This window comes from Desulfohalobium retbaense DSM 5692, assembly GCF_000024325.1.
Classification (GTDB): Bacteria; Desulfobacterota; Desulfovibrionia; order Desulfovibrionales; family Desulfohalobiaceae; genus Desulfohalobium; species Desulfohalobium retbaense.
This window is the reverse complement of record NC_013223.1, coordinates 2410229-2433694: the sequence shown is the minus strand read 5'-3', so window position 1 is coordinate 2433694 and position 23466 is coordinate 2410229. Positions and strand designations below refer to the sequence as shown.

Below are 23466 nucleotides of genomic sequence, written 5' to 3'. Positions count from 1 at the left end.
GGGAAACCGGTGGCGCGGCGCCCTTACACTTTTTGGACGAGCCGGTGTTCCAGCCACTTGGAAAAGGGGGCTGCCGCCAGCCACTGTGGCCCAAAAGCGAGGTCCAGGTCAAAGGCGAAAAGGGAGTCGTCGGCCAGGGAGCGCAATTTGACCGCGTCTTTGGGGGTGCACAGGACGGTGGGGCAAGCGTGGTCGCGGGCGGTGCGCTGGATGGTCTCCCAGTCCGCAGCCGTAAACTGGTGGTGGTCCGGGTAGCAGAGGTGTCTGACTGGAGGGCCGAAGGTGTCGGTTGCGGTGCGCAGGACCCGCTGTGGTCCGGCCACGCCGCTTATAAGCAAATACGGGGTCCCCGGGGCCGCGCGCAGCAGACCGGTTTCGCAGTGGCGGATGCCCTGGACGGTGAGAGAAAAGGAAAACAGGGGCTTTTGCAGTGCTCCGAGGCGGTCGATAAATTTGGCCCGCAGACGGGGCCACTGCGCGGGCGGGGCCTGGATGCAGAACCCGTCGGCGCGTCTGAGTCCGCGGCGCCCTTCCCGCCAGGACCCTCCGGGCAGGACGGTGTCCCATTGACTGTCCAGGTCCTCTGGCCGGAGCAGGACCAGATCGATATCCCGTTTGACCGCGAGGTGCTGGAAACCGTCGTCCAGGAGGTAGAGATCGGGCTGGCTCGTGCGCCAGGCCCGGGCGCCGGCGCGGGGCCGGAGGGGATCGACCCAGACGTGCGCTTCGGGGCAGCTCTGGGCCAGTAAAAGCGGTTCGTCACCGGCCTCGTCGGGAGGGCTGTCCGCGCGGACCAGGTAGGGCAGATGGGGCGGGTGGGCGCGGTACCCACGGGTGAGCAGGGCCGCTCGCTGGCCGTGCTCTGCGGCCCGGCGGAGCAGATACTGGCAAAGCGGTGTCTTGCCGGAGCCGCCCCAACCGATGTTGCCGACGCTGACGCAAGGCACGGGCGGGCGCCAGGAGGTGAGCCAGCCGGCGGCGTAGGCGTGTTCGCGGCAGCGCATGGCCTGGGCATAGAGCCGGCCGGCGGGGCGGAGAAGCGGGGCCAGGCGGGCCTGCCAGTGGGACCAGTCGGGATCGGGCATAGCACACCACTTTGGGCCGCAGGATTCAGGTTGGGATGCGAGGAAAACAGTCCGGGCGGGCAAAAAGCAAGGCGGCCGCAGCCGCCTTGCCCGAAGCGTTTGTTACTCGCGCATCTGGCCGAAGAAGCGCAGGAGCATGAGAAAGAGATTGATGAAGTCGAGATAGAGCCGCAGGGCGCCGAGAATGGTGCCGCGGCGCACAGCGGTGGCGTCGTCGGCCGGGGCGGTTTCACCCATGGTCTTGAGCTGCTGGGTGTCCCAGGCGGTCAGGCCGGTGAAGACCAGAACGCCGACACCGCTGATCACGAATTCGATCATGGCGCTTTGCAGGAACATGTTCACCACCGCGGCGAGGACGATCCCGATCAGGCCCATGAACAGGAAGCTGCCCCAGGAGGTCAGGTCCTTTTTCGTGGTCAAGCCGTAGAGGGACATGGCTCCGAACATGCCGGCGCAGATGACAAAGGTCCCGGCCACTGAGGCGCCGGTGTACAGCAGCAGGATAGGGGCCAGGGTGACGCCGTTGAGGCCGCTGTAGAGCATGAACAGGCTCGTGGCCATGGTCCCGGAGAGTTTGGAGATGCCGGCGCTGATGGTCAGGACCAGGCCGAGTTCGGCCAGGATGAGCACCAGCAGGATGGTCGGATTGCTGGCCACGGTCTGGATGAGCGCCGGGGTGTTGATGACCCCGAAAGCGACCACGGCCGTGAGCAGCAGGCCGCCAGACATCCAGGTGTAGACTCCGCGCATGAAGGCGTTGATAGCCACCGCGCTGGACTGGGTTGCGGTGATATTACGAAAATCTGCCATAAGGGGGTGTCCTCCGTTTGGATTCGAACTGTAAACGTTTCCATACTCTAGATACCCTGTGGGCAAAGTCAAGATGTCGGATGCGGGTCAGGGGCCGTTATGTGCGAAGGGGTGACGAAAATTGGCAGTGCATTTCGGGGGATGTGACAGGATGTGGCAAGAGCGAGAGGGTGTCTGAGCCTAAGGGTCTGGATTGGCTCAAAGATTTTTTTGGCATGCGATATGCTTTTACTCGAGGCAAAACGGTAACCATTGTATTTTCGAAGGAGGAAGAGTTATGCAGATGTCCAAACGGAATGAACGCGGTTTTACCTTGATCGAACTGCTCATCGTCGTAGCCATTATCGGTATCCTGGCCGCCATCGCTATCCCGCAGTTTACGAAGTATAAGGCTAGTGCTATGGAGTCCCAGCTGGAAGGAAATTTAAGTAATTGTATTAGTATATTGTCTGCGCAGTTTGCTGACAATGGGACTGCAAGTTATGATTGTTCATTAGGTGATAGCACTGTGACCTTGGAGATAGGTTCAGATGGTCTGGTAGATGAGGCTACCAACTCTACTGATAGCCTCAGCAATATAGCTGTAGAAAGTTATGATGATGCAAATTGCACACTGACTACTGACAATGATGTGACTGATATAGATTGTACTGTTGAGTAGATAGTCGATGTGATTATCTTTTTAGTAAAAAGGGCCTCTTTTGACGAGGCCCTTTTTATTTTATTTCCCCAACAAATTCTTACCATCTATCAAGTCGGCAATAACCGTGGGATCGGCCAGGGTCGAGGTGTCGCCGAAGGCGTTGGTCTCGTCCGCGGCGATCTTGCGCAGGATACGGCGCATGATCTTCCCCGAGCGGGTCTTGGGCAGGCCGGGCGCGAACTGGATGATCTCCGGCGTGGCGATGGCCCCGATCTCGGTGCGCACGTGCTGGCGCAGGACCTTGCGCAACTCATCGTTTTCCTGGAAGGTCGACTTCAGGGTCACGTAAGCGTAGATAGCCTGGCCCTTGACCTCATGGGGCATGCCGACCACCGCGGCTTCGGCCACGGCTTCGTGGGCCACCAGGGCGGATTCGATCTCCGCGGTGCCCAGACGGTGCCCGGAGACATTGATGACGTCGTCCAGCCGACCCATGATCCAGAAATACCCTTCCTCATCCATGCGGGCCGAGTCCCCGGATTCGTACATCCCAGGAAAGCGTTCAAAATAGGTCGATTTGTAGCGGGCCGGATCGCCGTATACGTTGCGGAGCATCCCGGGCCACGGTGTCTTGACCACCAGATGCCCCCCGCGGTTCGGTCCCACCGGTTCTCCGTCGCGATCGACGATATCGGCTTCGATGCCCGGCAGCGGCTGGCTGGCTGATCCCGGTTTCAGCGTCGTGGCGTAAGGCACAGCCGAGATCATGATCCCGCCGGTTTCGGTCTGCCACCAGGTATCCAGCACCGGCAATTCCCCCTTGCCGACGTGGTCGTGGTACCACATCCAGGCCTCGGGATTGATGGGCTCGCCCACGGAGCCGAGCAGCCGCAGGGAGGAAAGATCCCGGGTTTCGGTCCATTGAGGCCCTTCACGCATCAGGGCTCGGATGACCGTGGGGGCGGTGTAAAAAATTGTCACCTTGAATTTCTCGACCACCTGCCAGAACCGGTCCGGCTGCGGATAGGAGGGCACGCCCTCGAACATGACCGTGGTCGCGCCCAGGGCCAGCGGGCCGTAGAGGATGTAAGAGTGGCCGGTGATCCAGCCGATGTCCGCGGTGCACCAATAGACGTCGTCCTCCTGGATATCAAAGACCCATTGGGTGGTCTGGGCCGTATAAGTCAGATAGCCACCCGTGGTGTGCACGACCCCTTTGGGTTTGCCGGTCGAGCCGCTGGTGTAGAGGATGAACAGCAGATCCTCGGCGTCCATGGATTCCGGCGGGCAGTCCGTTCCGTCGTCGCCGGCCACGGCGTCGTGCCACCAGACGTCTCGCCCCTCGTGCATGGCGACGTCCAGTCCGGCCCGGTTGACCACGATGCAATGCTCCACCGATGGGCAGGCTTCCAGGGCCTCGTCCCCGTTGGTCTTCAAGGGAATCTGCTTGCCGGCCCGGATGACCGCGTCAGCGGTAATCAGGACCTTGGCCTCGCAGTCCTGGATGCGGTTTTGCAGGCTGTGGGCCGAGAACCCGGCAAAAACCACCGAGTGCACGGCGCCGATGCGGGCGCAAGCGAGCATGGCGATGGGCAACTCCGGGATCATGGGCAGATAGACGGCGACCCGGTCCCCTTTGCCCACGCCCCATTTTTTGAGGACCTTGGCGAATTTGACCACTTCATCGCGCAATTCAGCGTAGGTGAACTGCCGCACGTCGTCTTCCGGCTCCCCCTGCCAGATCAGTGCGGTCTTTTCCCCTCGGCCGCTGGCGACGTGGCGGTCCAGGCAATTGGCGCAGGCGTTGAGTTTGCCGCCAGCGAACCATTTGAATTCCGGTGTCTCCCAATCTGCCTCGAGGACCGTGTCCCATTCACTGTCCCAATCCAATAACGCTTTGGCTCGTTCGGCCCAGAACCCCTCCGGATCCCTGGCTGCCTGGTCGCGCAGGTCATCATAGGCCTCCGGGCCCGGGATGTGGGCCCGTTCGCTGCCGTGGCGTGGCGGTGGAAAGTGCCGCCTTTCGTGCATCATGCTCTCAATGTGTTCGTCTGAGCCACCCATTGGTACCCCCTTACCGTGTTTGTGTGATCCAACTCCAGTGCGGTCGTACCATCCGGCACTGGAGAAAACGAGTCGCCCTATTCTATGTGGCAAACTTCGTTGGATTTGGCAAATCGGGCGACTGATCGAACGATCAGTCTCTACACCTGTACGCTGCAGTCCAGGTAACTCCAGGCGAGTTCTGGGGGGCGTGTCTCTCTTTTTTTTTGGAAAAACTGCAGTGTGTCTGTTGCGTCACCGCTGCTCCGCCAGCAGGGCGCTTGCTTTGACTTTGCCCGGCGAGTAGGTCATACAGCACAATACCACCCCATACAGAGGGTTCTCTGGCATTGGGGTACGGATATCCAGATCTGCCAACGGGTCGAAAGCGTTGCCAACGACCGTCTTCGGGGGACGAACATGAGTCTCAAGAATCTCGATGCCTTGTTCCGGCCCAAGTCCGTGGCCATTGTCGGTGCCTCCAACCGCCCCATGAGTATCGGGGCTGTGGTCATGCACAATCTGCTCAAAGCGGATTTCCCCGGTCCGATCATGCCGGTCAATCCCAAGTACCGTGCGGTCTCCGGGGTCCTGGCTTATCCCAATGTCAGCCGTCTGCCGGTCACCCCGGATCTGGCCGTGATCTGCACCCCGCCGCGGACCGTGCCCGGTTTTGTCGAGGAACTCGGCAAACGGGGCGCCAAGGCGGCGGTGGTCATGTCCACGGACCTGGACACCATAACCGATCGCGAGGGGCGGACTCTGCAGGAAAACATGCTCGCGGCGGCGCGGGAATACGGGGTGCGGATCCTGGGACCCAACTGCCTCGGGCTGATCATTCCCGGCAACGGGCTCAACGCGAGTTTTGCGCACACCGATGTCCTGCCTGGACGTATCGCCTTTGTCTCCCAATCCGACTCCCTGAGCCAGGCTGTGCTCGACTGGGCCTCTTCGCGGGGCATCGGCTTTTCCCATTTCGTCTCCCTCGGCGACAGCTCGGACATCGATTTCCACGGGGTCATCGATTACCTGGGCAACGATCCCTTCACCAAATCCATTCTCCTGTACATCGAAGATATCAAAAACGCCCGTCCGTTCATGTCCGCGGTGCGCTCCTCATCACGCAACAAACCGATTTTGGTCATCAAGGGCGGCCGCGAGGAATTGGGTAAGGAGAGCCGCATCTCCCATGCCGGGATGCTCACCAGCCATGACGACGTGTATGACGCCGCCTTCCGGCGAGCCGGTATGCTGCGGGTCTTCGAGGTCCACGCCCTGTTCGACGCTGTGGAGACTCTGGCCCGCTCGCAACCGATCCAGGGCAACCGCTTGGCGATTCTGGCTAACGGCCGCGGTCCCGGGGTCATGGCCACCGACGCCTTGCTCGGCCGCGGCGGGACCTTGGCAACCCTCTCCGAGGACACCATCCGCGGCCTGGACAATGTGCTTGGCGGCAAGTGGTCCCGGAGCAATCCGATCCAGATCCCGGACCACGCCGTGAGCGAGACTTATGCCGAAGCGCTGCGTCATCTGGTGGCCGATGATACCATCGACGCGGTCCTGGTCATGCATGTGCCGTCATCGTTCGTCTCCGCCGATGATATCGCCGGGGCGATCGTGACTGTGGCTGGGGGGCAGAAGAGCAATGTGCTCACGAGTTGGCTCGGGGATCAGGGGGTGGAATCGGCGCGGCGGATTCTGACCCTGGCCGGGTTGCCGACCTACGATACTCCGGACAAGGCCGTGCGGGCCTTTCTGGATATGGACCGTTACCGGCGCAACCAGGAACTGTTGATGGAAACCCCGGATTCGGCGCCGGCCGAATTCACACCGGACGCGGCCGCAGCCCGGGCGGTGATCCGCAAGGCGCTCGAGGAAGGGCGGGCCACGCTCAGTGAACCGGAAGCCAAAGAGGTCCTGGGGGCCTACGGGATTCCCATTGTGCCCACCCGGATCGCCCTGGACGATGAGGAGGCCCAGCTTTTGGCCTGGGATCTGGGTTATCCGGTGGCCTTGAAAGCTTATTCCCCGGATATTTTGCACAAATCGGAGGTCGGTGGGGTGGCCCTGGATCTCGAATCCCCGGAAGAAGTCGAACACGCCATGGGCTCGATCAAGGGCCGCTTGCAAAAACTCAAACCCGACGCGCGACTGCAGGGGTTTACGGTCCAGAAAATGGCCCGGCGGCCGGGTTCCTACGAACTGTATGTTGGGGCGACCACCGATCCGGTGTTTGGACCGGTGATCCTTTTCGGCGAGGGGGGCACGGCCGTGGAAGTCATCCGCGATCGGGCCGTGGGGTTGCCACCGCTGAACATGACCCTGGCCAAGGAACTGATCCAGCAGACCCGCATCGCCCGTATGCTCCAGAGCCATCCGGAACAGCCCAACGGCGTGGACATGGATGCGGTCCGCCTGACCCTGATGCAGGTCTCGCAATTGATCATCGATATTCCGGAGGTCATGGAACTGGACATCAATCCGCTTATCGTCGATCACGAAGGGGTCCTGGTCCTGGACGCTCGCCTGGTGGTCGGCCAAACCAAGGAATCCGGACCACAACGACTCGCCATCCGCCCCTACCCCAAAGAACTCGAAGAGCGGCTCGAACTCCAGGACAACCGCGCGGTGCTGCTGCGCCCGATCCGGCCCGAGGACGAACCCGCCCATGTCCGCTTTATCAACAGCCTGACCCCGGAAGACATCCGGCTCAGATTTTTCGGGCACGTCCGGGAATTTCCCCATTCCCAGATGGCCCGCTTCACCCAGATCGATTACGACCGGGAAATGGCCTTTATTGCCAAGGACAAGGGTGGTGACGGAGAGGACCTGGAGACCCTGGGCGTAGTCCGGGCCTTTTTCGATCCGGACAACATCCGGGCCGAATTCGCCATCGTGGTCCGCAGCGATCTCAAGCTCCGCGGCCTGGGGTCGATCCTCATGGCCAAGATGATCAGCTATTGCCAGAGCCGGGGCACAAAAGAACTCGTCGCCCAGACCTTGCGCGAAAACAAGGGCATGCGGGCGCTGGGCAAGAAATTCGGTTTCAAGATCCTGCCCATGGACGACGATGAGGAGATGATCGAATTGAAGCTGGAGCTCAACGGCAGCGGGGAGGAGACGTCTCAGGACTAGGCGTGAGCAAAACGGCCGGGAGACTGCCGCGTCGCCCCCGAACCGGGGCACGACGGACACCACAGCAATCCGGGCATTGAATACAACAAGGCCGGGGACCGCAGCACGCGGTTCCCGGCCTTGTTCGTGCTGGCACCGGGAGAGGAGCTATCCGGTGCGGCCGTTACGCAAGAACTCGCCGGTCACGGATTGCGGATTGTCCCGGATTTCCTCCGGAGTGCCGCTGGCCACGATCAGGCCTCCGAATTCGCCGCCGCCGGGACCGAGATCAATGACATGGTCTGCGGCCTTGATCACGTCGGTGTTGTGCTCGATGACCATGACACTGGCCCCTTTGTCCACGAGCTTGTGCAGGACCTGAATGAGCTTGCCGACTTCGTGCATGTGCAGCCCCGTGGTCGGCTCGTCGAGGATGTAGAGGGTGCCTGGCAGGGAGCGTTTGCCGAGTTCACGGGAGATTTTGAGGCGCTGGGCCTCGCCGCCGGAAAGAGTAGTGGCCGGCTGTCCCAGGGCGAGGTATTCGAGGCCGACCTCTTCCAAAACCCCGAGCTTGCGGTCCAGGACCGGGTAATTGCTGAACAGGGCCCGGGCCTGGCGGACACTGAGGCCAAGGACCTCGGAGATATCCAGGTCCTTGTAGCGCACTTCCAGGGTCTCGCGGTTGTACCGTTTTCCGCCGCAGACCTCGCAGGTGACGAACACATCGGGCAGAAAATGCATTTCGACCCGGATCTGGCCGTCGCCCTGACACGCCTCGCAGCGGCCACCGCGAACGTTGAAACTGAAGCGGCCGGGTTTGTAGCCCCGTTTTTTGGCCTCAGGCGTGGCGGCAAAGATCTTCCGGATTTCATCAAAGACCTTGGTGTAGGTGGCCGGGTTGGAGCGGGGAGTGCGGCCGATGGGGCTCTGGTCGATGGGAATGACCTTTTCCACGGCCTCGGTTCCGCTGATATTGTCGATCTGCCCAGGGTTTTCGACCTTGATGCCCTGGGCCAGGGCAAGGTGCTTGTACAGCGAGTCCACGACCAGCGAACTCTTGCCCGAACCCGAAACACCGGTGATGCAGACCAGATTGCCAAGGGGCAGACTGCACTCCAGGTTCTGCAGGTTATTGGTCCGCACGCCCTGAAGATGCAACATACTCGTGGGTTCGCGCCGGGTGGCCGGGGGTTCGATGGCCAACTCCCCTCGCAGGTATTTGCCGGTCAGCGAATCCGGAGCCTGGCGCAGCCCTTCCACGCCGCCGCTGTAGATGATCTCTCCCCCAAGGGCGCCCGACCCCGGCCCGAGTTCGAGGACGTGGTCGGCGGCTTCGATGGTCGGCCGGTCGTGTTCAACCACCAGGACCGTGTTGCCGCGCTGCTGAAGCTGGCGCAGGGTTCGGATTAACCGGGCATTGTCCCGGGGGTGCAGGCCGATGGACGGCTCATCCAGGACATAGGTCACCCCGACGAGCCCGGAGCCGAGTTGTCCGGCAAGGCGGATACGCTGGGCCTCCCCCCCGGAAAGGGTGGACATGTTCCGGGCCAGGTTCAGGTAGTCGAGCCCGACATCGGCCAAAAACCGGAGTCGGTGGGTCAATTCCTGGAGCAGTGGGTCGCCGATGGTCTTTTGAAACCCGGTGAAACGGAGTCCTTCGAGCCATTCCAGGGCATGGGCGATGGACCAGGTGGTGAAGTCCTGGATATTGACGCCCTCGACCCGAACGGCCAGGGATTCCGGCTTCAAGCGCGCCCCATGACAGGCCGGGCAGGGGGCGCTTTGCCGGAAGCGGGCCATTTCGTCGCGCCAGAACCGGCCCAGGCCCATGCCGGCCTCCAGGTGACTGATAGCTCCCGGCCAGCCGGTGGCCTCGTCTCCGTAAAACAGCGCCTGCCAAGCCTGCTCACTGAAATTTCCCAAAGCGGTGTCCAGGTCGAAGCCGTAGCGATGGCCCAAGGCGTGGAGGTCGTCTGCAAAGCGGGCCAGAACGCGGGGATTTTTCCAGGGAATGATCCCGCCACCGTTGAGCGAGAGGCCTTTATTCGGGGCCAGAAGGCGGGGTTCGAAATAGTCGAGAGCGCCCAGGCCGGAGCAGGTAGGGCACGCCCCTTGCGGGCTGTTAAAGGAAAAGAGCTGGGGGGAGGGTTTGGGCAGACTGATATTGCAGCTGGGGCAGACCGCTTCGGTGCTGTAGAGTTTTTCCTCGTCGCCGATGATGTCCAGAATGAGCCGGCCCTCGCCGAATTGCAGGGCAAGTTCCACAGAGTCGGCCAGCCGGCTGCGAAGCCCCTGCTTCATGACCAGTCGGTCGACCACCAGTTCCAGGGTGTGGCGTTTGTTCTTCTCGAGTTGCGGTGCCGGGTCCAGGGGAACAACCTCGCCGTCGACCCGAACGCGGACAAATCCCTGCCCCTTGAGTTTCTTGAAAAGCTCGGCCTGGGTGCCTTTCTTGTGTTCGACCAGGGGGGCCAGGAGCATGAATTTGGTCCGTTCCTGCAGGGCCATGATGTCGTCGATGATCTCGTCCGAACTCTGGGCCGCGATGGGTTTGCCGCACTGGGGGCAATACGGCACGCCGAGCCGGGCGAAAAAGACGCGCAAAAAGTCGTACAATTCGGTCACGGTTCCCACAGTCGAACGGGGGTTGCGCGACGAGGTGTGCTGCTCCAGGGAGATCGCCGGGGAAAGCCCTTCGACCTTGTCCACTTTGGGTTTGTCCAGTTGGGGCAGAAACTGCCGGGCGTAGGTGGACAGGGATTCGACGTAGCGGCGTTGTCCTTCGGCGTAGACGATGTCAAAGGCGAGGGTCGACTTCCCGGAGCCGGACGGTCCGCAGACGACCACCAACTGGTCGCGGGGGATGTCGAGATCGAGATTCTTGAGGTTGTGCTGTTTGGCCCCGGATATGGAAATGCTCGTTTGCATGGATTCTCCGTAAGGTGGTGGTCGCCGTTTTGCAATCTCGGTGGGTTGTAGGTGATGGCCACAGTTTGTGAGGCTGGCGTCGATTGCGACAAGACAAGCCGCCATGGTTGGGGCGGTCCTGTCGGCCCATAGCCGTTTTTCCGGCTGCGCGAATTTTCGAAAGTAAGCGCAGTTTCCGGTTTGTAAAGCGCTAGCATCAATGCGGAGCCGGGAGACCAGTGGTGGTGAAGAGAATACACAACGGATCAGGGGGCGCAAGGCAGGACGAGAGGTTTGTAGAACAATGCTTAGCGTGGCTCAGGGGGCTCGGAGGTGTTGATGAGATCCAAAGCCCGTTTCCAGCGGCCGCCGAATTTGCGGATCAGCAGGCTGCCGCCAACAAGCAGGGCCAGAAAGAGCAGGAGCATGGGGACATTGAGGCGCAAAGCGAAATCGCCGATGCCCACAAACGGGATGGCCATGAGCACATGGATCGGCCAGGCCACCAGGAGATAGACAGGAAAGGGCACTCCGCCGGCCACCAGCAGGTAGTTTTTCAGGGCATACGGCGGCCCCGGCAGGGCGGTGAACAGCACGGTCATCCCCACCGCCCGGTGGGCAGGGATTTGCGGGATTTCGCGGCCGTAGCGCTGGAGAAACGGCGCGAGATGGGTGAAGACCAGTGCCCGGGCCAAGGGGTAGGTCAGGATCAGATGGATGGCCGTGCATACCAATGTCAGCAACAGCCCCCACAGCAGTCCGAATTTGATGCCGCTGAGCACCAGGAAAAGGCTGATCGGGGCCCCGATACAGGGCAAAATGGCCATAAGGATGATAAACAGCAGCGGATTGGTATCCTTGTTCAGGACGAAATCGAGCCATTGGCTTGGGGGGATGGTGCCGGCGACTTTCCAGATCCCCAAGGCGATCACCGCGGCGATAAGCAGGGTCAGGGTCGCCAGAGAGAGTTTTTGGAGAACGGACATGGTTATTCCAGTTCGGCGTCGTTACGCGGGGCTTCTATGACGGCGTTGGCTCCGGCACTGGCCCGGTGCGAAAGGAGATCCCACTCGGTGCGCAACCGCAGGCGGAGCTGGTCCCAGGCCGTCAGGCGGTCGCGTTGCGCCCGGTGAGGGGTGTCGTTCAGGGCCGCTTCATAGACTCGCAGCAACCGTTTGGCGCAATTGGTCCGGCTGAAGGCTTCCGCTGTGGTCAAAGCGTGTTCGCGCATCGTCTGGCGTTTGTCAGGCGCGCGGACCAACTCTGCCAGGGCCTGCGCGAGGGTTTCTTCGTTGCTGGCGGCCCCCAGGAGGCGGCCGTTGACGTCGTTGGAAACCACCTCCCGTACCCCCGGGGCGTCGAGAGCGACGACCGGGGTCCCGGCGGCCATGGCTTCAGTGAGGACCATGCCCTGGGTTTCGGTATGCGAGGCGAAGGCAAACAGGTCCATGGCCTGAAAGGCGTTGCTCAGATCCTGCCCCGTGAGTTTGCCGGTCTCCAGGAGCGTGTGGTTGAGACCAGCCCGGGAAAAAATTTCCCGGATCGCTTTCTGGCTCGGCCCGGATCCGACAACCATGAAAACCGCCTTGGTGTCCTTCAGGGCTGCAATAGCTCTGGCCACACTCCGGGCGAGGAATTCGAGGTTTTTTTCCGGAGCCAGTCTGCCAAGATGACCGATGACCACGGTGTCGTCGCTGAGGCCCAGCCTTCTGCGGACCTCACTGCCGGATCCGCTACGCATGGCCTGGAGATCGACGCCAGTTGGCACTTCATGGATCGGCGTGACCACCCCCCGTTTGCGCAGCAGTTTGGCCACGCTCTGACTCGGGGCCACGACCCGGGTACAGAGGTTGGCGTAATCCGTAGACAGATGCACGGCCAAGCGCTGCATGGCCTTGGAGTTGAATGGGACATAGTGGGTGTAGCGCTCGTACATCGTGTGGTGGGTGAAGACCAGGGGGACTCCCCGTTGCCGCGCGCCGCGCAGGGCCGAATCCCCTAAAAGAAACGGGTGGTGGCTGTGGATGATATCGGGGTTGAACTCATCCAGGCCGTTTTCGATCAGGGTCGGCAGGGGAAGACTCAGCGAGAAATCGCTGCCGTTGAAATTCTGTATGGCCGGCAGGCGCAGGATCTTCTGCGGATCCTCCTGCCGGGGATTGACCCCGGGGAAAGTCGGAGCGACCACCATGACCTCATGTCCCAGGCGGCGCAGATCCTGCGCAAAGGTGTGCACCGAACGGGCTACACCGCCGACATGGGGGAGATAGGTATTGGTGAACATGCAGATCTTCATGTCGTCTCCGCAATGAGCGTCACGGGCTGCGACAGGTCGGTCAGGATACAGGGCTGAAAACCTGGCGCGCGGATTTCCACAGCCGGGCGCTTTTCGCCGTGCCAGTCAGCCTGGACCTGGGCCTGCCACCCGGCATCAGAGGGTTCAAACCGCACCTGGACGGGGCCATACGGGGTTGGCGTGGGCCCGAAGCCAATGGGGGCCCTGGCCTCAAACCATTCGGGAAAAATACCAGAACCGAGAATGAGGGTGTTTTCTTCCTCGCGCACGAACATATTGCGGATCATCATGACCCACTCCGCTGCCGCCCAGCCGTGGTGCCCGTCGCCCATGCACCCGCCGAGGGTCAGCGGATGGATCGCCTCCGGCCATTGGCCCGTGGAGGTAGCCAGATCAGCCACGGCGCGAACGAGTTCCTGGAACCGGCCGTCACCGCGCCGCAGCAGGGTCTGGGCCAGACACAAGGTCAGATAGGCGTTGATTCCAGAGTGGATCATGTCCTGAAAAAATCCGCCGTTCAAGAGGCAATTTTGAAAAAGGTATTCGGCGGTGGCCTCGATTTCCGGATCGTTGGGCCCGGTCAGACCAAGCGGGTAGTCGGCGACCAGAGAACCGATGGCCCCGGAGTCCAGCCGCCGGTAGGGAGAAGCTGGTACAGCGCCCTGTTTTCGTTCCCTGGCGATGGAGTCGAGGCTGTTGCGGATGGCTTGACCCAACGACTCGGCGCGCTGGGCACAGGTGGCGGCAGCCTTGTCCTGGCCGTGGTCGCCGAGGATTTTCGTGCCGGCCTGGAGACCAGCCTGAGCCCAGAAATCGTCCCAATAATAATAGTCGTTGGGGCCGAAGTGCTCGGCGCTGAATCCGGCGGGCAGCAATCCTTCGTGCGGGGCGTTCTCGGTCTTGGTCAGCCGCTTGCGCTCAATCCAGTCCGTGGCTTTGCGGACCGCGTCGGTCCACTGCTCTCCGAGTTCGCGACCGGTCAATTCCCGGAAGCGTTGCGCGAGCCAGAGGACCTGCCCGTTGGAGTCCCATTCCCCTTCCTGGGACTGGAAGTACCCGCTTATTTTCTGCCGCCCTGGAAAAGTGGAGAGAATCCGCTCGCTGCGATCGGTCAAGCCGGCACACAGCAAGGCGTGGAGCATGAGGCAGGCGTCGCGAAACCAGAATCGCTTGTAGGTAAAGGGGCCGGGAACGATCTCCTCTGCGGACAGCAGGACCAGGGAACGCAGAGCGGCTCGGTACAGAAAATCGATTTGCGGGTCAGGGACTTCCAAAGATGCGGCCGGGGCCAGGGCGTCTTTCCAGTCCTCCCGAGGCAGTGGCTTGTGGTGCCCGCGGCGCAGTTCCCGAGCCATGGGGATATCGATCTTGAGTTCTGCTGTGCCCTGCTCGAGGGGGAACAGGGCCGCACCGGTCGCCATGCCCACTGAACAATTGATTTGCTCCATATGGGCTTTGCGTTGCAGGGCGTGGCAGACGTCGCCTTCATGGTAGTCCGCGAAGACGGTTTTTCCCGGTCTGGGATGGAGATAGAGATCGGTGCGACCGTTGACCCGCAACAGGCGTTCCTCGTTTTTGTAGCGCACGCGTTCAATAAACTGGACCCCTTCGGGGTTGTAGGGGCGTAAGGCCAGCACGAGCCAGCCCCCAGGCGGGCCGGAGGCGTGGACGCGGACCTTGGTTACCGGGCCACTTCCGGGTTCGCGTTCCATGAAGACCCTGCTGGTGAGGACATCGCCACTGTCCCGACTGGTTGTGGTCACTGCCAGGTGGTCGTCCAGGTCCCAGCTCTGTTCGGTTTCACTGTGGACCGAGGGCGTCACCAGGGAGCCATCGGGGCGGAGAATCCAGAAATCCAGGGACCATCCTTCGTGCAACACAGTCACCAGACCACGGGGATCGACGATGGGATACAAGGCAACGTCCGGCCGCCCGACACCGGTCCAGTTGCGGTGGGTGAGATTGATGTGGCTGAAGGAAAAGGCCCGGGGGACAAAGGAGACATCGCGGGGATTGAACTGTTTTTGGACCCAATACGGCCAGACCCAGTCCAAATTGTGCTGGATCGCTTTGGTGTTGATCAGGCCCCGGGCGTGGAAAATGATTCCCGCACGCAGGAGCTCGATCGGTTCCTGGACTTCTGACGGCTGGGCAAAGCGGCGCAATCGCGCCAGAAAGGTCAGGGGGTCCATGATGCCATAGGCCTTGGCGGCGCGTTTGATGATGAAATTCCAGGGGATCCAACGTTTAATCATAGTAAATCCTCGAGTGCTCCGCGTTCACCGGGACGAGCCCATCGGGTGACGTCAGGAGCGTTTTTGCTTAGGCTTTGTCTGCAATCCGGTCCGTGAACCGGTATCGGGATTGTCCCCACAGCCTGGAAAAAGAGAGGGGCGCGTGTTCAGCGCTTCTGCCGCCTCTTCATGCAACCGGGCAAGTGGGGGCCTGGCTTGAGATGCTGGATGGGTTGCCGGCTGTGGGCCCATTTCCGAACCGGTTGCCCAAACATGTTTTACGGATGCAGGTGAGCAACGCGTTTGCGTATCTTTGTATGTATCAAATTCCGAACCCGGAAACAAAGGAGCGGCCATGAGCACCCATTTTGATTTTTATTGGCAGAAGCGATTTGACGCTGTGCAAAAGGCCTTGGAGAAAAATAAGTTCGCTGTGTATCAAGTCAAAGATGTCCAGGAGGCCAAGACGCTGGTACTGCAGACCCTGCTGCCGGAAACCGGCGCGCACTCGGTCTCCTGGGGTGGTTCCGGGACATTCCGGGAAACCGGGCTCTATGAAACGTTGCGCGATTCAGATTTCGAAATCATCGACACCTATGACAAGTCGATTTCGGTGGAGGACCAGTTGGAACGCCGCCGCCGGGCCATGCTGGTGGATGTCTTTTTTACCTCCACCAATGCGTTGACCGAGGACGGGTGCCTGGTGAACCTGGACATGATTGGCAACCGGATCAACGGGTTGACGTTTGGCCCCAGGCATGTGGTCGTCCTGGTCGGCCGGAACAAGATCGTGCCCGATGTTGAGACCGGTATGGATCGGATCAAGAATTATGTGGCTCCGATCAACGCCTTCAAATTGGGCAAGAAGACGCCCTGCGCTGAAACCGGGTTCTGTCAGGACTGTGACAGCCCGGAGCGTATCTGCAACACCTGGACGATAACCGAAAAATCCTTTCCCAAAGGACGAGTCCGGGTTGTGCTCGTCAATCAGGACCTCGGCATCTAAAGCAAACCGACGCTCCAGGCCCGCCCCAGGATGCTGGACCGTTTTCACGACGGCATCCTGGGGTTTTGTATTTCGTTGCTCGGGGCACCAGGAGGCAGGCTGCAGGCGAATACAGCAGCGAGTGGGGGCGGAGTTGGTTAGAGATAGGGTGAAAAGAGCCAGCTCAGGCTATCCCGGATGCGAATGGGCAGGGGGCGGGCGTCGACCTCCTCCAGGGAAACGGGGCGGGAGGTATTGCGGATGGCATGGAAATGGGCCAGGAGCTGCCGGGCAAACGCGACATCATAGACTTCAATGGCGAGTTCGAAATTGAGTCGCAAGCTCCGGGGGTCGATGTTTGGGGAGCCGACCAGGGCGAAATCCTCATCAACGACAAAAAATTTGGAATGGACGAAAGGAGGCGGCTGATAAGCGACGTCCACACCGTGTTGCAGCAGTTCCCAGAGCATGTTGTCCGTAGCCCAGCGCATGTAAGGAAGGTTGTTTTGCTCCGGCAGGAGAATCTGGACCTCGACACCGCGGAGTGCGGCTGCCTGCAGGGCGGCAATGATCTGTTGCGGCGGCAGGAAATAGGGGGTCATGAGCGCGATGGAGTGGCGCGCAGCTGCGATGGCCCCGACCAGGATCATGGGCAATTTGTCCATCTCCTTGCTCGGTCCGTCGATCACGGTGCGGCACAACGCCTGGCCGTGGGCGCAGCGGTGCGGCTTGCTCGGCGGCGGGGCCGTCTCATTGGCGGCAAATCCCCAGTCTTCGAGGAAGGCTTCTTCGATCTGGCTCACGATGGGGCCCTGAAACTGGAAGTGGATGTCCACCACTCGATGGGGATTGTTTTGATCCGTCGCCAGATGACGGTCCCCGATATTCATCCCGCCAGCAAAAGCGATTGTGCCGTCCACTGCCAGAATTTTTCTGTGGTTTCGGAGATTGATGATCATACTCGGGGGAAGGAGCTTGGGCGGGAGGAAACGGGCCACAGGGACGCCGTGTTTGGCCAGCAACCGGCTGGCCCGAGGCCAGGAGTACAGGTCGCCTATGCCGTCAATGATGACCCGGACGTCCACACCGCGCCGGGACGCCTGACCCAGAGCCTCGATAAATTCTCTCCCGGTGGTGTTGGATTCGAAAATATAGGAGCTGAGGTAGACGCTGGAATTCGCGCCGCGAATGGCCTCGAGCATTTTGGGAAAGGCGGTTTCGCCGTTGTGCAGAATGTCGATGGCGTTGCAGTCCGTCAGGGGCCAACGGGTGAGCGCATCGGCCATGCGGGCGATTTCCCGGTATTGTGGGGCAAGGGCGTCCCAGGGATTGTGCCCGGAGGGAGAACCGAAGGTCAGGCCCTGGCCCCAGATCGTCAGCGGAGCCCGCTGCTTTTCCTTTTGGGCCTTGGTGCGCACCCGGTTGATGCCCAGCAGAAAATAGAGCAGCGAGCCGACGGGCGGGATGGCCAGACTGATGGCGATCCAGGTCAGGGCTGAACGGGGGTCGCGTTTGTACATCAGGGCATGCCCGGCAGTGCCCAGTGCTATGCCATAAATGGCTAACAAGATAAGCCAATGTAAAAAATCCATATCCGAGAGCTACCTTGCCTGAGATCGTTTGACAATGCGCGGCGAAGCGTCCGGTCAGGGCAGCTGTCCTGCAGAAGCTGCTCAGATCGGGGCGCCCCGTTTGCGCCAATAGGCGGCCACGACGCCTTCACTGGCGGCGAACAACATGAGCGGAACGAGCAGAAAGAGCAATGTGCAGGCCGAAGCCAGAGCGCGGTTTGAAGATTGCAGGAGGGGGACCAGGAAACCGGTAAAGGATTCGACCGAACCGCCTCCAATCAAAAAGACAAGGAAATATTCGGAGAACGCAACCAGAAAGACCACACTGCCTCCGGCGAGAATGGAAGGCAGCAAGAGGGGGAGTTCGATTTCCAGGGCCGTGCGCAGGCGGGAAGCGCCGAGATTGCGAGCGCATTGGCCATAACTGGTCCCCATCTGTTCAAATCCGGCCACAAGGGGACGCAGCATATAGGGAAAGCTGAAAAGGGAGAGGACCAAAACCACGCCAGCGAAGGTGTCGGCGAGCCCGGTGTGCAAAAACGCGACGTGCAACCCCATGGCATAGGTCATCGGCGGGACCAGGGCTGGGGTGAGCAACAATCCTTCGAGAAGCGTCTTGCCCCGAAAATGGCTGTGGGCCAGGGTGGCCGCGGGCGTCAGGCACATAAGCAATGTGGTCGCCACCGTTGCCAGAGAATAGCCTATGGAACTCGACAGATGTCGCAGCAGGGGAAGCCGCTGGTTCCAAAGCGTGTTGAGCGGCTCCCAGGACACCTCCTGCGGCCAGAGGTGGGGGAACTGCCAGTGCGGGCCGATGCTGGAGAGCACCAGGACCACGACAGGGGAGCAAAACAGGACAACCACCCCCAGGAAAAAGAGGATATGGTACCAGCGGTTCTGCTTTGCTAATGGTCGCATGGGTTATAATTTCCGCGCCGCGTTGTCGATGTGGCGCACGATCCGTCCGTAGAGAACGATAAACGTGGCCGCAAAGAGAAACATGATGACCAGCATGGCCATTGCTTCGGGCCGTTTGTCGAGCGGGGATTTGAAGTAGCGGTTGAACACGGCGATGCTGAGCATGCCCGGACGGCTTTCTCCGAGGATAAACGGGATGTCGAAAGCGCCGAAGCTGTACAAAAAGAGGATGATAAACGATGTGTGCGTTGCCGGGCGCAAATGGGGATAAAGGACATAGCGTGCGGTTTGCCACCACCCGGCCCCAAGCATGCGTGCGGTCGCCAGCTGGCGGCGGTCAAAACGGGCCAGGAGCGCCAGCACCAGAAGCATGACAAAGGGCACCCCCTTGCAGGTGTAGGCCAGGATCATCCCCAGACCGTATCCGGAGTAGAGGATATTCGGAAATTGGTCCGGGGCTTCCAGCAGGCCGAGCTGATACAGGACAGAGGCCAGAATCCCGGTCGGGCTCCAAAAAAGAAGGACGACAAAGGCCACGCTCAGATGGGGCAGGATGAGTTGGAGTTTGTAGACGATCCCGAGCCGCCGCATTTGCGGCGGAAGTCGCCATAGGGCGTAGCCAAGCCAGGTACCGGTGGCGACGCTCAGCAGGGCGGAGGCCAGGGCCACGCCGAGGGAAAACAGACAGGTCTCCCAGAATCCGGGCGCACTGAGCACGGCCCGGTATCCTTCCAGTGGCCCTCCCGGGACAGGCACCGGGAGAAGGACTCCCAGGGATTGGGCCACTGTCAATCCCACGCCGCCAGCCAAAAGGATCCCGAACGGAGCGAGGAGCGGGGCGAGGCGGAGTATCTGACGCAAGGTCATAGTCAATTGGTCAGGACTCGGGACTTCCAATCGGCTTCAATGGCTTCCAGATAGCCGATGGGAATTTCAGGGACCGCGTGCTCAGCCAGGGTCTCGGCGCTCAATGTGGCCGGACCGAGGTCGACATCCTCGAAGCGTCGGCGTTGGGACTGGTCCAGGCGGTCGAGATCAATGGCCGGAAAATCCCCCCAGTTTTCAGGCTTGTATTTCGAGAGCTGGGCCGTGGGCGAGAGCAGAAAATTGGCCAGGACCATAGCCCCCGGTTTGTTGGGGGCATTGAAGGGAATGGCCGTGTAGTGGGTGTTGGCAATCGAATTGTTGGCCAATGCCACCGTCCGCACGCTGGCGGGGAAAGTGCCGTCCAGGATTTTGTTTTGGGCGTGCGGCGGATGGTAGGACATACTGAAATCGACTTCGCCTCTGGCGAACAAGGTGTCCAGAGTTGCAGAGCTTTGGGGGTATGTCCGGCCTTGTTGCCATAATGACGGCTCGATCCCGTTGAGATACTCCCAGAGGCGGGGGGCGTTTCGAGCGTACAAGGTAGCGTTGAAGCCGTCCATATACTGTTCGTGCCCACCTGTGGTGGCGTAGAAGAGCTGACGGACAAAGGCCGATCCGGTGAAATCCGGCGGTTGTGGATAGGTGAAACGGCCAGGGTGGTCCTGGATCCATCGGCGCAGACTTTCTGCTGAGCGCGGCGGATTGGGCGTGCGTTTGGCATCGTAGATCAAGACGAATTGGGCCCGGCCCCAAGGGGCTTCATACCCCTTTGTGGGAAAGCCGAAGTCCTGGGCCACGGTAGAAGGGTCGACATACCGCTGCCAATTCGGGAGCTGCTCAGCAAAGGGGCCCCACAAGGCCCCTGCATTCTTGGTGGCCTTAAAATTTTCGCCGTTGATCCAGACCAGATCAATGGTGCCGGGGTCTTTGCCGGCACTTTTTTCGTTGATCAATTTATTGACAAAAACAGGCGCGTTCATGGGAACGCGTTTGACACTGATTCCGTAACGCTCCTGCATGGCCGGGGCGACATAGGTATCGACCCATTCATTGACATGGGGCCAGCCACCGTACATGTACCAGCGCACTGTGGTGCCGCGGGCCGCCTCGATAATGCGCTCAAAATCCTTTGTGCGCCAATCCGGTTCGGATGCTGTTTGCTGGCATCCGGCAATGCACAACAGGCATCCCAGTACTCCTGCAACCAGGCCAAAACGAAAAACCAATGGCATGAGAGTGTCCTTCAGAAGAGAGGTGATCAGGCAGAAGTGCCAAGGCTTGTGTGGCGGATCGTGAGGGGGGCGGCTATGCCTGGACGGCACGCACCCGCACCCGTTGCCCAATTTCCAATACCCGCTGCTGACTGTAGACGATGATTTCCTGCCCCCGCAAGTCAATTGTGTACATGATGTAATGCCCAGCGAAATGGATATCCCGAATGCATCCGGGCCCGTTGGCATCGCCTTCGACTTCCAGGGCCTCCGGGCGGATAAAGGAGGCCTTGGACGGACTATCTGTTCCGGGCGGGAGGAGATCGGCCGTGGTGGCAGGGGTCAGGGGGTTCACCGGCCCCAAGAAACGGGCCACTTCGAGATCCTGGGGGTGGAAGTAGACCTCCCGGGGGGGGCCGACTTGTCGTAGTCTGCCGTTTAAAAGGATGCCGAGGCGGTCCGACATGGCAAAGGCTTCCTCCAGATCGTGGGTCACGGCCACAGTGGTCATCCCGAATTCGCGCTGTGTGGACCGGATGAACCGGGCGGTTTCCATTTTCAAGCTGCGGTCGAGATTGGCGAATGGTTCGTCGAGGAGCAAGATCGCGGGGGAGACAACCATGGCTCGAGCGATCGCCACCCGCTGCCGCTGTCCTCCAGAAAGCTGGGCGGGAAAGGCGTCTGCTTTGTCTTCGAGCTGGAAATAGCGCAACATCTGCTCCACCCGGTTCCGGCGGGTGGCCCGGCTCCACTTGCGGGCTTTCAGGCCGAAGCCGACGTTGTCGGCCACTGTCAGGTGGGGGAAAAGAATGAAATCCTGATAGACGAGAATAATCGGGGCATTCAGATCCGGTGTCTGGGCATACCGGATTGTTCCGGCTTGGGGCGATAGCAGCCCGGCGATGAGGGAGAGCAGAGTGGTTTTTCCCGCTCCCGACGGTCCAACCAGGGAAAATAACTCTCCCTGGCGAAAGCCGCAGGTGATGTCGGTGAGTACAGGCTGGCCCTCGAAACTGTGGCTGACCCCTTCTACCCTAAAATCCATTCCACATTATCCAGGTATTCAGTAATCTTGGCGAAGGTGTCTTGGTTCTGGATGGGCCGGTCGGTCTGGGTGTATTCGTAATAGGCCATGGCGCACCAGGACAGGGCCCGCAGCAAAATGGTCTTTTCCAGAAGGCGGGTGCCGTAGTGGAGTTCCTCCAGGTCGCAGTCCAGGCCGGAGGCGTCGCGGTAGCAGGTAAGGAAGTCCCGTTTCTGGGCCTCGGTGAGTACGGTAGCCGTTTTCCAGCGCGTTGTTGTTTGGACCAGAAAGTGCCCGAGATCCTGGTAGCGTGAGGAGACGACCGCTTTTTCCCAGTCGACCAGGAAGGAGCGTCCGCCAGGATTGATGCAGAAATTGTTGGCATTGACTTCGGTATTGACGATGCATTGATCCTCAGCAGCGAAAAAATCGCGCGAATCTTCCCCCATACGGCGGATTGTTTCCAGATAGTTCCGGATGGTTTTTTGGGCCTGCGGCAGGGGGTGATCGGGATAGCGGTCTAGAAGTTCCTCGCATTCGGCGACAATGTCCAGCACAGGCTGGGGCTGCGAGAGGAGATGCTCGGAGCATGGCTGGGCATGGACGCGGGCAAAAATGGTGGCGGCCGTGGCCAGATCGGTTTCGTAGCGCAGGGGCCGTCCGGGCACGAAGTCCATGAGCAAAACGCCCCCGTGAAAGGCACTCGGTGCGGGCGCAACTGCGTGGGGACGCGGGGTTACTCCGGAATCGGCCAGAGCGGTCAGGACGGCATATTCATACTCGATCTGGTTTTCCAGCCCGAGTTGCGTGCCGTGGTTGATCCGGAAAACAAAGGTCCCAGCCGGGCTGTGGACTGTGTAGTTGGCATTGTATTCCCCGGCGGCAAGGAAGGTGACCTCCAGCGGCGGGGCGAGCCAACGATTTTTCTGGATGAAGTCCTTGATAGTCTGAATGGTGGTTTCGACCGAACCTGTAGAATTCATGGGAGGTAATTCCCTTTTCGGTTTGCCCCCAAGGGGGGCGGGAGCCGGCTGGATACTTTCCGGGAAGAGCCCGAGTTCGCGGATGGTCCGTGAGGTATGGAACGGTGTGTCTTCACAGCGGTGCCAGAAAGCGGCCAGGTCGTCCAGGGTGTCGATGTCCTGCTGGGGCGGGAAAAGCGACGTAGTGCAACGCAGCCGGCGCAACCGTTCCAGGGTCGTGGCCGCTACCTTTGCGGTGCTCCAAGGGATATCCGTAAAGAGTTCGGGAGAATAGCTTGCCCGCTTCAGTCCCAGGAGACAATAGCCGCCGTCGGCAGTCGGGACCATGACGGCATCCGATCGGTGCAGACGTTCGGCCGCCTGGAGAAGGTGAGAACTGGTCAGTTCGGGAATGTCGCTGCCCAAAAGGAGCACCCGGTCAGCTCCGCCGAGGAAGGCGGCTTGGCAGATCGCGTTCATGCGCTGGCCGAGGTCTCCCGAGGTCTGGGGCACCAATTCGAGGGGGCCGCCCAGGAGGTTCAGCAAGGCCGCTTCGCTTCCTGAAGGGGTATACCAGAGCTGGAAGCGGTGTCCGGTAGCGCGCAGGGCGCCCACAGTATCGCGGAGCATGGAGGTATAGACGTAAAACGTGGCTTCCTCGCCGAGATCCGCTGCCAGACGGGTCTTGACGCGTCCTGGCTCTGGGGTCCGGGCCAGACAGCAAAAAAGGGGAGAGGTGAGCTGTGCCATGCTGTTGTCTTGGTCAATCCCCAAGTGGCTGTCAAATCCGAGTTTG

Annotated in this window: 16 protein-coding genes and 1 pseudogene; 3 read left to right on the top strand and 14 right to left on the bottom strand. The window is 60.8% G+C overall.

The annotated features are described in order from the left end of the window. Window positions 1–23: 23 nt before the first annotated feature. Complete coding sequence (gene lpxK / locus DRET_RS10685) at window positions 24–1085, bottom strand: tetraacyldisaccharide 4'-kinase (protein ID WP_015752560.1); 1062 nt, start codon at window positions 1083–1085, stop codon at window positions 24–26. A 102-nt stretch (window positions 1086–1187) separates the two neighbouring features. Further along, window positions 1188–1895 (bottom strand): Bax inhibitor-1/YccA family protein, encoded by a 708-nt coding sequence (locus DRET_RS10680; protein WP_015752559.1) that lies wholly within the window; start codon window positions 1893–1895, stop codon window positions 1188–1190. A 277-nt stretch (window positions 1896–2172) separates the two neighbouring features. Here DRET_RS10680 and DRET_RS14030 point away from each other — a divergent pair, with 277 nt between their 5' ends. Beyond that, window positions 2173–2556, top strand: coding sequence for a type IV pilin protein (locus DRET_RS14030; RefSeq protein ID WP_015752558.1), 384 nt, complete (start codon window positions 2173–2175; stop codon window positions 2554–2556). A gap of 60 nt (window positions 2557–2616) precedes the next feature. Here DRET_RS14030 and acs read toward each other — a convergent pair whose 3' ends face one another. Continuing rightward, entirely contained in the window at window positions 2617–4602 is a 1986-nt protein-coding gene (gene acs, locus DRET_RS10670) for an acetate--CoA ligase (RefSeq protein WP_015752557.1), read from the bottom strand. Between the two features lie 399 nt (window positions 4603–5001). Between acs and DRET_RS10665 the strand changes: the two genes are divergently transcribed. After that, window positions 5002–7716 carry a bifunctional acetate--CoA ligase family protein/GNAT family N-acetyltransferase gene (locus DRET_RS10665; RefSeq protein WP_015752556.1) on the top strand — a complete coding sequence of 905 codons (2715 nt, stop codon included), beginning with the start codon at window positions 5002–5004 and terminating at the stop codon, window positions 7714–7716. Window positions 7717–7863: 147 nt separating this feature from the next. On the opposite strand, the gene uvrA is transcribed toward DRET_RS10665, so the two are convergent. The 4 genes from uvrA to DRET_RS10645 form a co-directional block, all read right to left on the bottom strand. Beyond that, window positions 7864–10623 carry an excinuclease ABC subunit UvrA gene (gene uvrA / locus DRET_RS10660; RefSeq protein WP_015752555.1) on the bottom strand — a complete coding sequence of 920 codons (2760 nt, stop codon included), beginning with the start codon at window positions 10621–10623 and terminating at the stop codon, window positions 7864–7866. 287 nt (window positions 10624–10910) lie between these two features. After that, on the bottom strand, window positions 10911–11588 hold the full coding sequence (locus tag DRET_RS10655) for a TVP38/TMEM64 family protein (RefSeq protein ID WP_015752554.1): 678 nt from the start codon (window positions 11586–11588) through the stop codon (window positions 10911–10913). 2 nt (window positions 11589–11590) lie between these two features. Continuing rightward, entirely contained in the window at window positions 11591–12898 is a 1308-nt protein-coding gene (locus DRET_RS10650; protein WP_015752553.1) for a glycosyltransferase, read from the bottom strand. Further along, window positions 12895–15153 carry a glucosidase family protein gene (locus DRET_RS10645; protein WP_015752552.1) on the bottom strand — a complete coding sequence of 753 codons (2259 nt, stop codon included), beginning with the start codon at window positions 15151–15153 and terminating at the stop codon, window positions 12895–12897. The genes DRET_RS10650 and DRET_RS10645 overlap by 4 nt, the downstream gene beginning before the upstream one ends. A gap of 334 nt (window positions 15154–15487) precedes the next feature. Here DRET_RS10645 and DRET_RS10635 point away from each other — a divergent pair, with 334 nt between their 5' ends. Then, on the top strand, window positions 15488–16138 hold the full coding sequence (locus tag DRET_RS10635; protein ID WP_015752551.1) for a lactate utilization protein: 651 nt from the start codon (window positions 15488–15490) through the stop codon (window positions 16136–16138). Between the two features lie 137 nt (window positions 16139–16275). Here the strand turns inward: DRET_RS10635 and DRET_RS10630 are convergent, their stop codons facing one another. From DRET_RS10630 to DRET_RS13465, 7 genes and pseudogenes are all read right to left on the bottom strand, one after another. Then, the gene (locus DRET_RS10630) at window positions 16276–17709 is read right to left on the bottom strand and encodes a phospholipase D-like domain-containing protein (protein ID WP_015752550.1); all 1434 of its coding nucleotides are present in this window, start codon (window positions 17707–17709) and stop codon (window positions 16276–16278) included. Window positions 17710–17790: 81 nt separating this feature from the next. Continuing rightward, on the bottom strand, window positions 17791–18606 hold the full coding sequence (locus DRET_RS10625) for an ABC transporter permease (protein WP_015752549.1): 816 nt from the start codon (window positions 18604–18606) through the stop codon (window positions 17791–17793). Window positions 18607–18609: 3 nt separating this feature from the next. Continuing rightward, a complete protein-coding gene (locus DRET_RS10620; RefSeq protein WP_015752548.1) occupies window positions 18610–19473 on the bottom strand; it encodes an ABC transporter permease in 864 nt (287 codons plus the stop codon). A gap of 2 nt (window positions 19474–19475) precedes the next feature. Then, window positions 19476–20705 carry an ABC transporter substrate-binding protein gene (locus DRET_RS10615; RefSeq protein WP_015752547.1) on the bottom strand — a complete coding sequence of 410 codons (1230 nt, stop codon included), beginning with the start codon at window positions 20703–20705 and terminating at the stop codon, window positions 19476–19478. A gap of 73 nt (window positions 20706–20778) precedes the next feature. Next, window positions 20779–21150: a TOBE domain-containing protein gene (locus DRET_RS14060; RefSeq protein ID WP_425248169.1), complete on the bottom strand. Its 372-nt coding sequence runs from the start codon at window positions 21148–21150 to the stop codon at window positions 20779–20781. Window positions 21151–21273: 123 nt separating this feature from the next. Then, window positions 21274–21729 (bottom strand): annotated as a pseudogene (locus tag DRET_RS14055) (ABC transporter ATP-binding protein); the annotation flags it as partial. Then, a complete protein-coding gene (locus DRET_RS13465) occupies window positions 21714–23420 on the bottom strand; it encodes a TIGR04282 family arsenosugar biosynthesis glycosyltransferase (protein ID WP_015752545.1) in 1707 nt (568 codons plus the stop codon). The gene DRET_RS13465 and the pseudogene DRET_RS14055, both read right to left, overlap by 16 nt. Window positions 23421–23466 lie beyond the last annotated feature (46 nt).

Coding starts and splice junctions, on each gene's coding strand:
- lpxK (WP_015752560.1), bottom strand. CDS start 1,085: ATGCCCGATCCCGACTGGTCCCACTGGCAGGCCCGCCTGGCCCCGCTT.
- DRET_RS10680 (WP_015752559.1), bottom strand. CDS start 1,895: ATGGCAGATTTTCGTAATATCACCGCAACCCAGTCCAGCGCGGTGGCT.
- DRET_RS14030 (WP_015752558.1), top strand. CDS start 2,173: ATGCAGATGTCCAAACGGAATGAACGCGGTTTTACCTTGATCGAACTG.
- acs (WP_015752557.1), bottom strand. CDS start 4,602: ATGGGTGGCTCAGACGAACACATTGAGAGCATGATGCACGAAAGGCGG.
- DRET_RS10665 (WP_015752556.1), top strand. CDS start 5,002: ATGAGTCTCAAGAATCTCGATGCCTTGTTCCGGCCCAAGTCCGTGGCC.
- uvrA (WP_015752555.1), bottom strand. CDS start 10,623: ATGCAAACGAGCATTTCCATATCCGGGGCCAAACAGCACAACCTCAAG.
- DRET_RS10655 (WP_015752554.1), bottom strand. CDS start 11,588: ATGTCCGTTCTCCAAAAACTCTCTCTGGCGACCCTGACCCTGCTTATC.
- DRET_RS10650 (WP_015752553.1), bottom strand. CDS start 12,898: ATGAAGATCTGCATGTTCACCAATACCTATCTCCCCCATGTCGGCGGT.
- DRET_RS10645 (WP_015752552.1), bottom strand. CDS start 15,153: ATGATTAAACGTTGGATCCCCTGGAATTTCATCATCAAACGCGCCGCC.
- DRET_RS10635 (WP_015752551.1), top strand. CDS start 15,488: ATGAGCACCCATTTTGATTTTTATTGGCAGAAGCGATTTGACGCTGTG.
- DRET_RS10630 (WP_015752550.1), bottom strand. CDS start 17,709: ATGGATTTTTTACATTGGCTTATCTTGTTAGCCATTTATGGCATAGCA.
- DRET_RS10625 (WP_015752549.1), bottom strand. CDS start 18,606: ATGCGACCATTAGCAAAGCAGAACCGCTGGTACCATATCCTCTTTTTC.
- DRET_RS10620 (WP_015752548.1), bottom strand. CDS start 19,473: ATGACCTTGCGTCAGATACTCCGCCTCGCCCCGCTCCTCGCTCCGTTC.
- DRET_RS10615 (WP_015752547.1), bottom strand. CDS start 20,705: ATGCCATTGGTTTTTCGTTTTGGCCTGGTTGCAGGAGTACTGGGATGC.
- DRET_RS14060 (WP_425248169.1), bottom strand. CDS start 21,150: ATGTCGGACCGCCTCGGCATCCTTTTAAACGGCAGACTACGACAAGTC.
- DRET_RS13465 (WP_015752545.1), bottom strand. CDS start 23,420: ATGGCACAGCTCACCTCTCCCCTTTTTTGCTGTCTGGCCCGGACCCCA.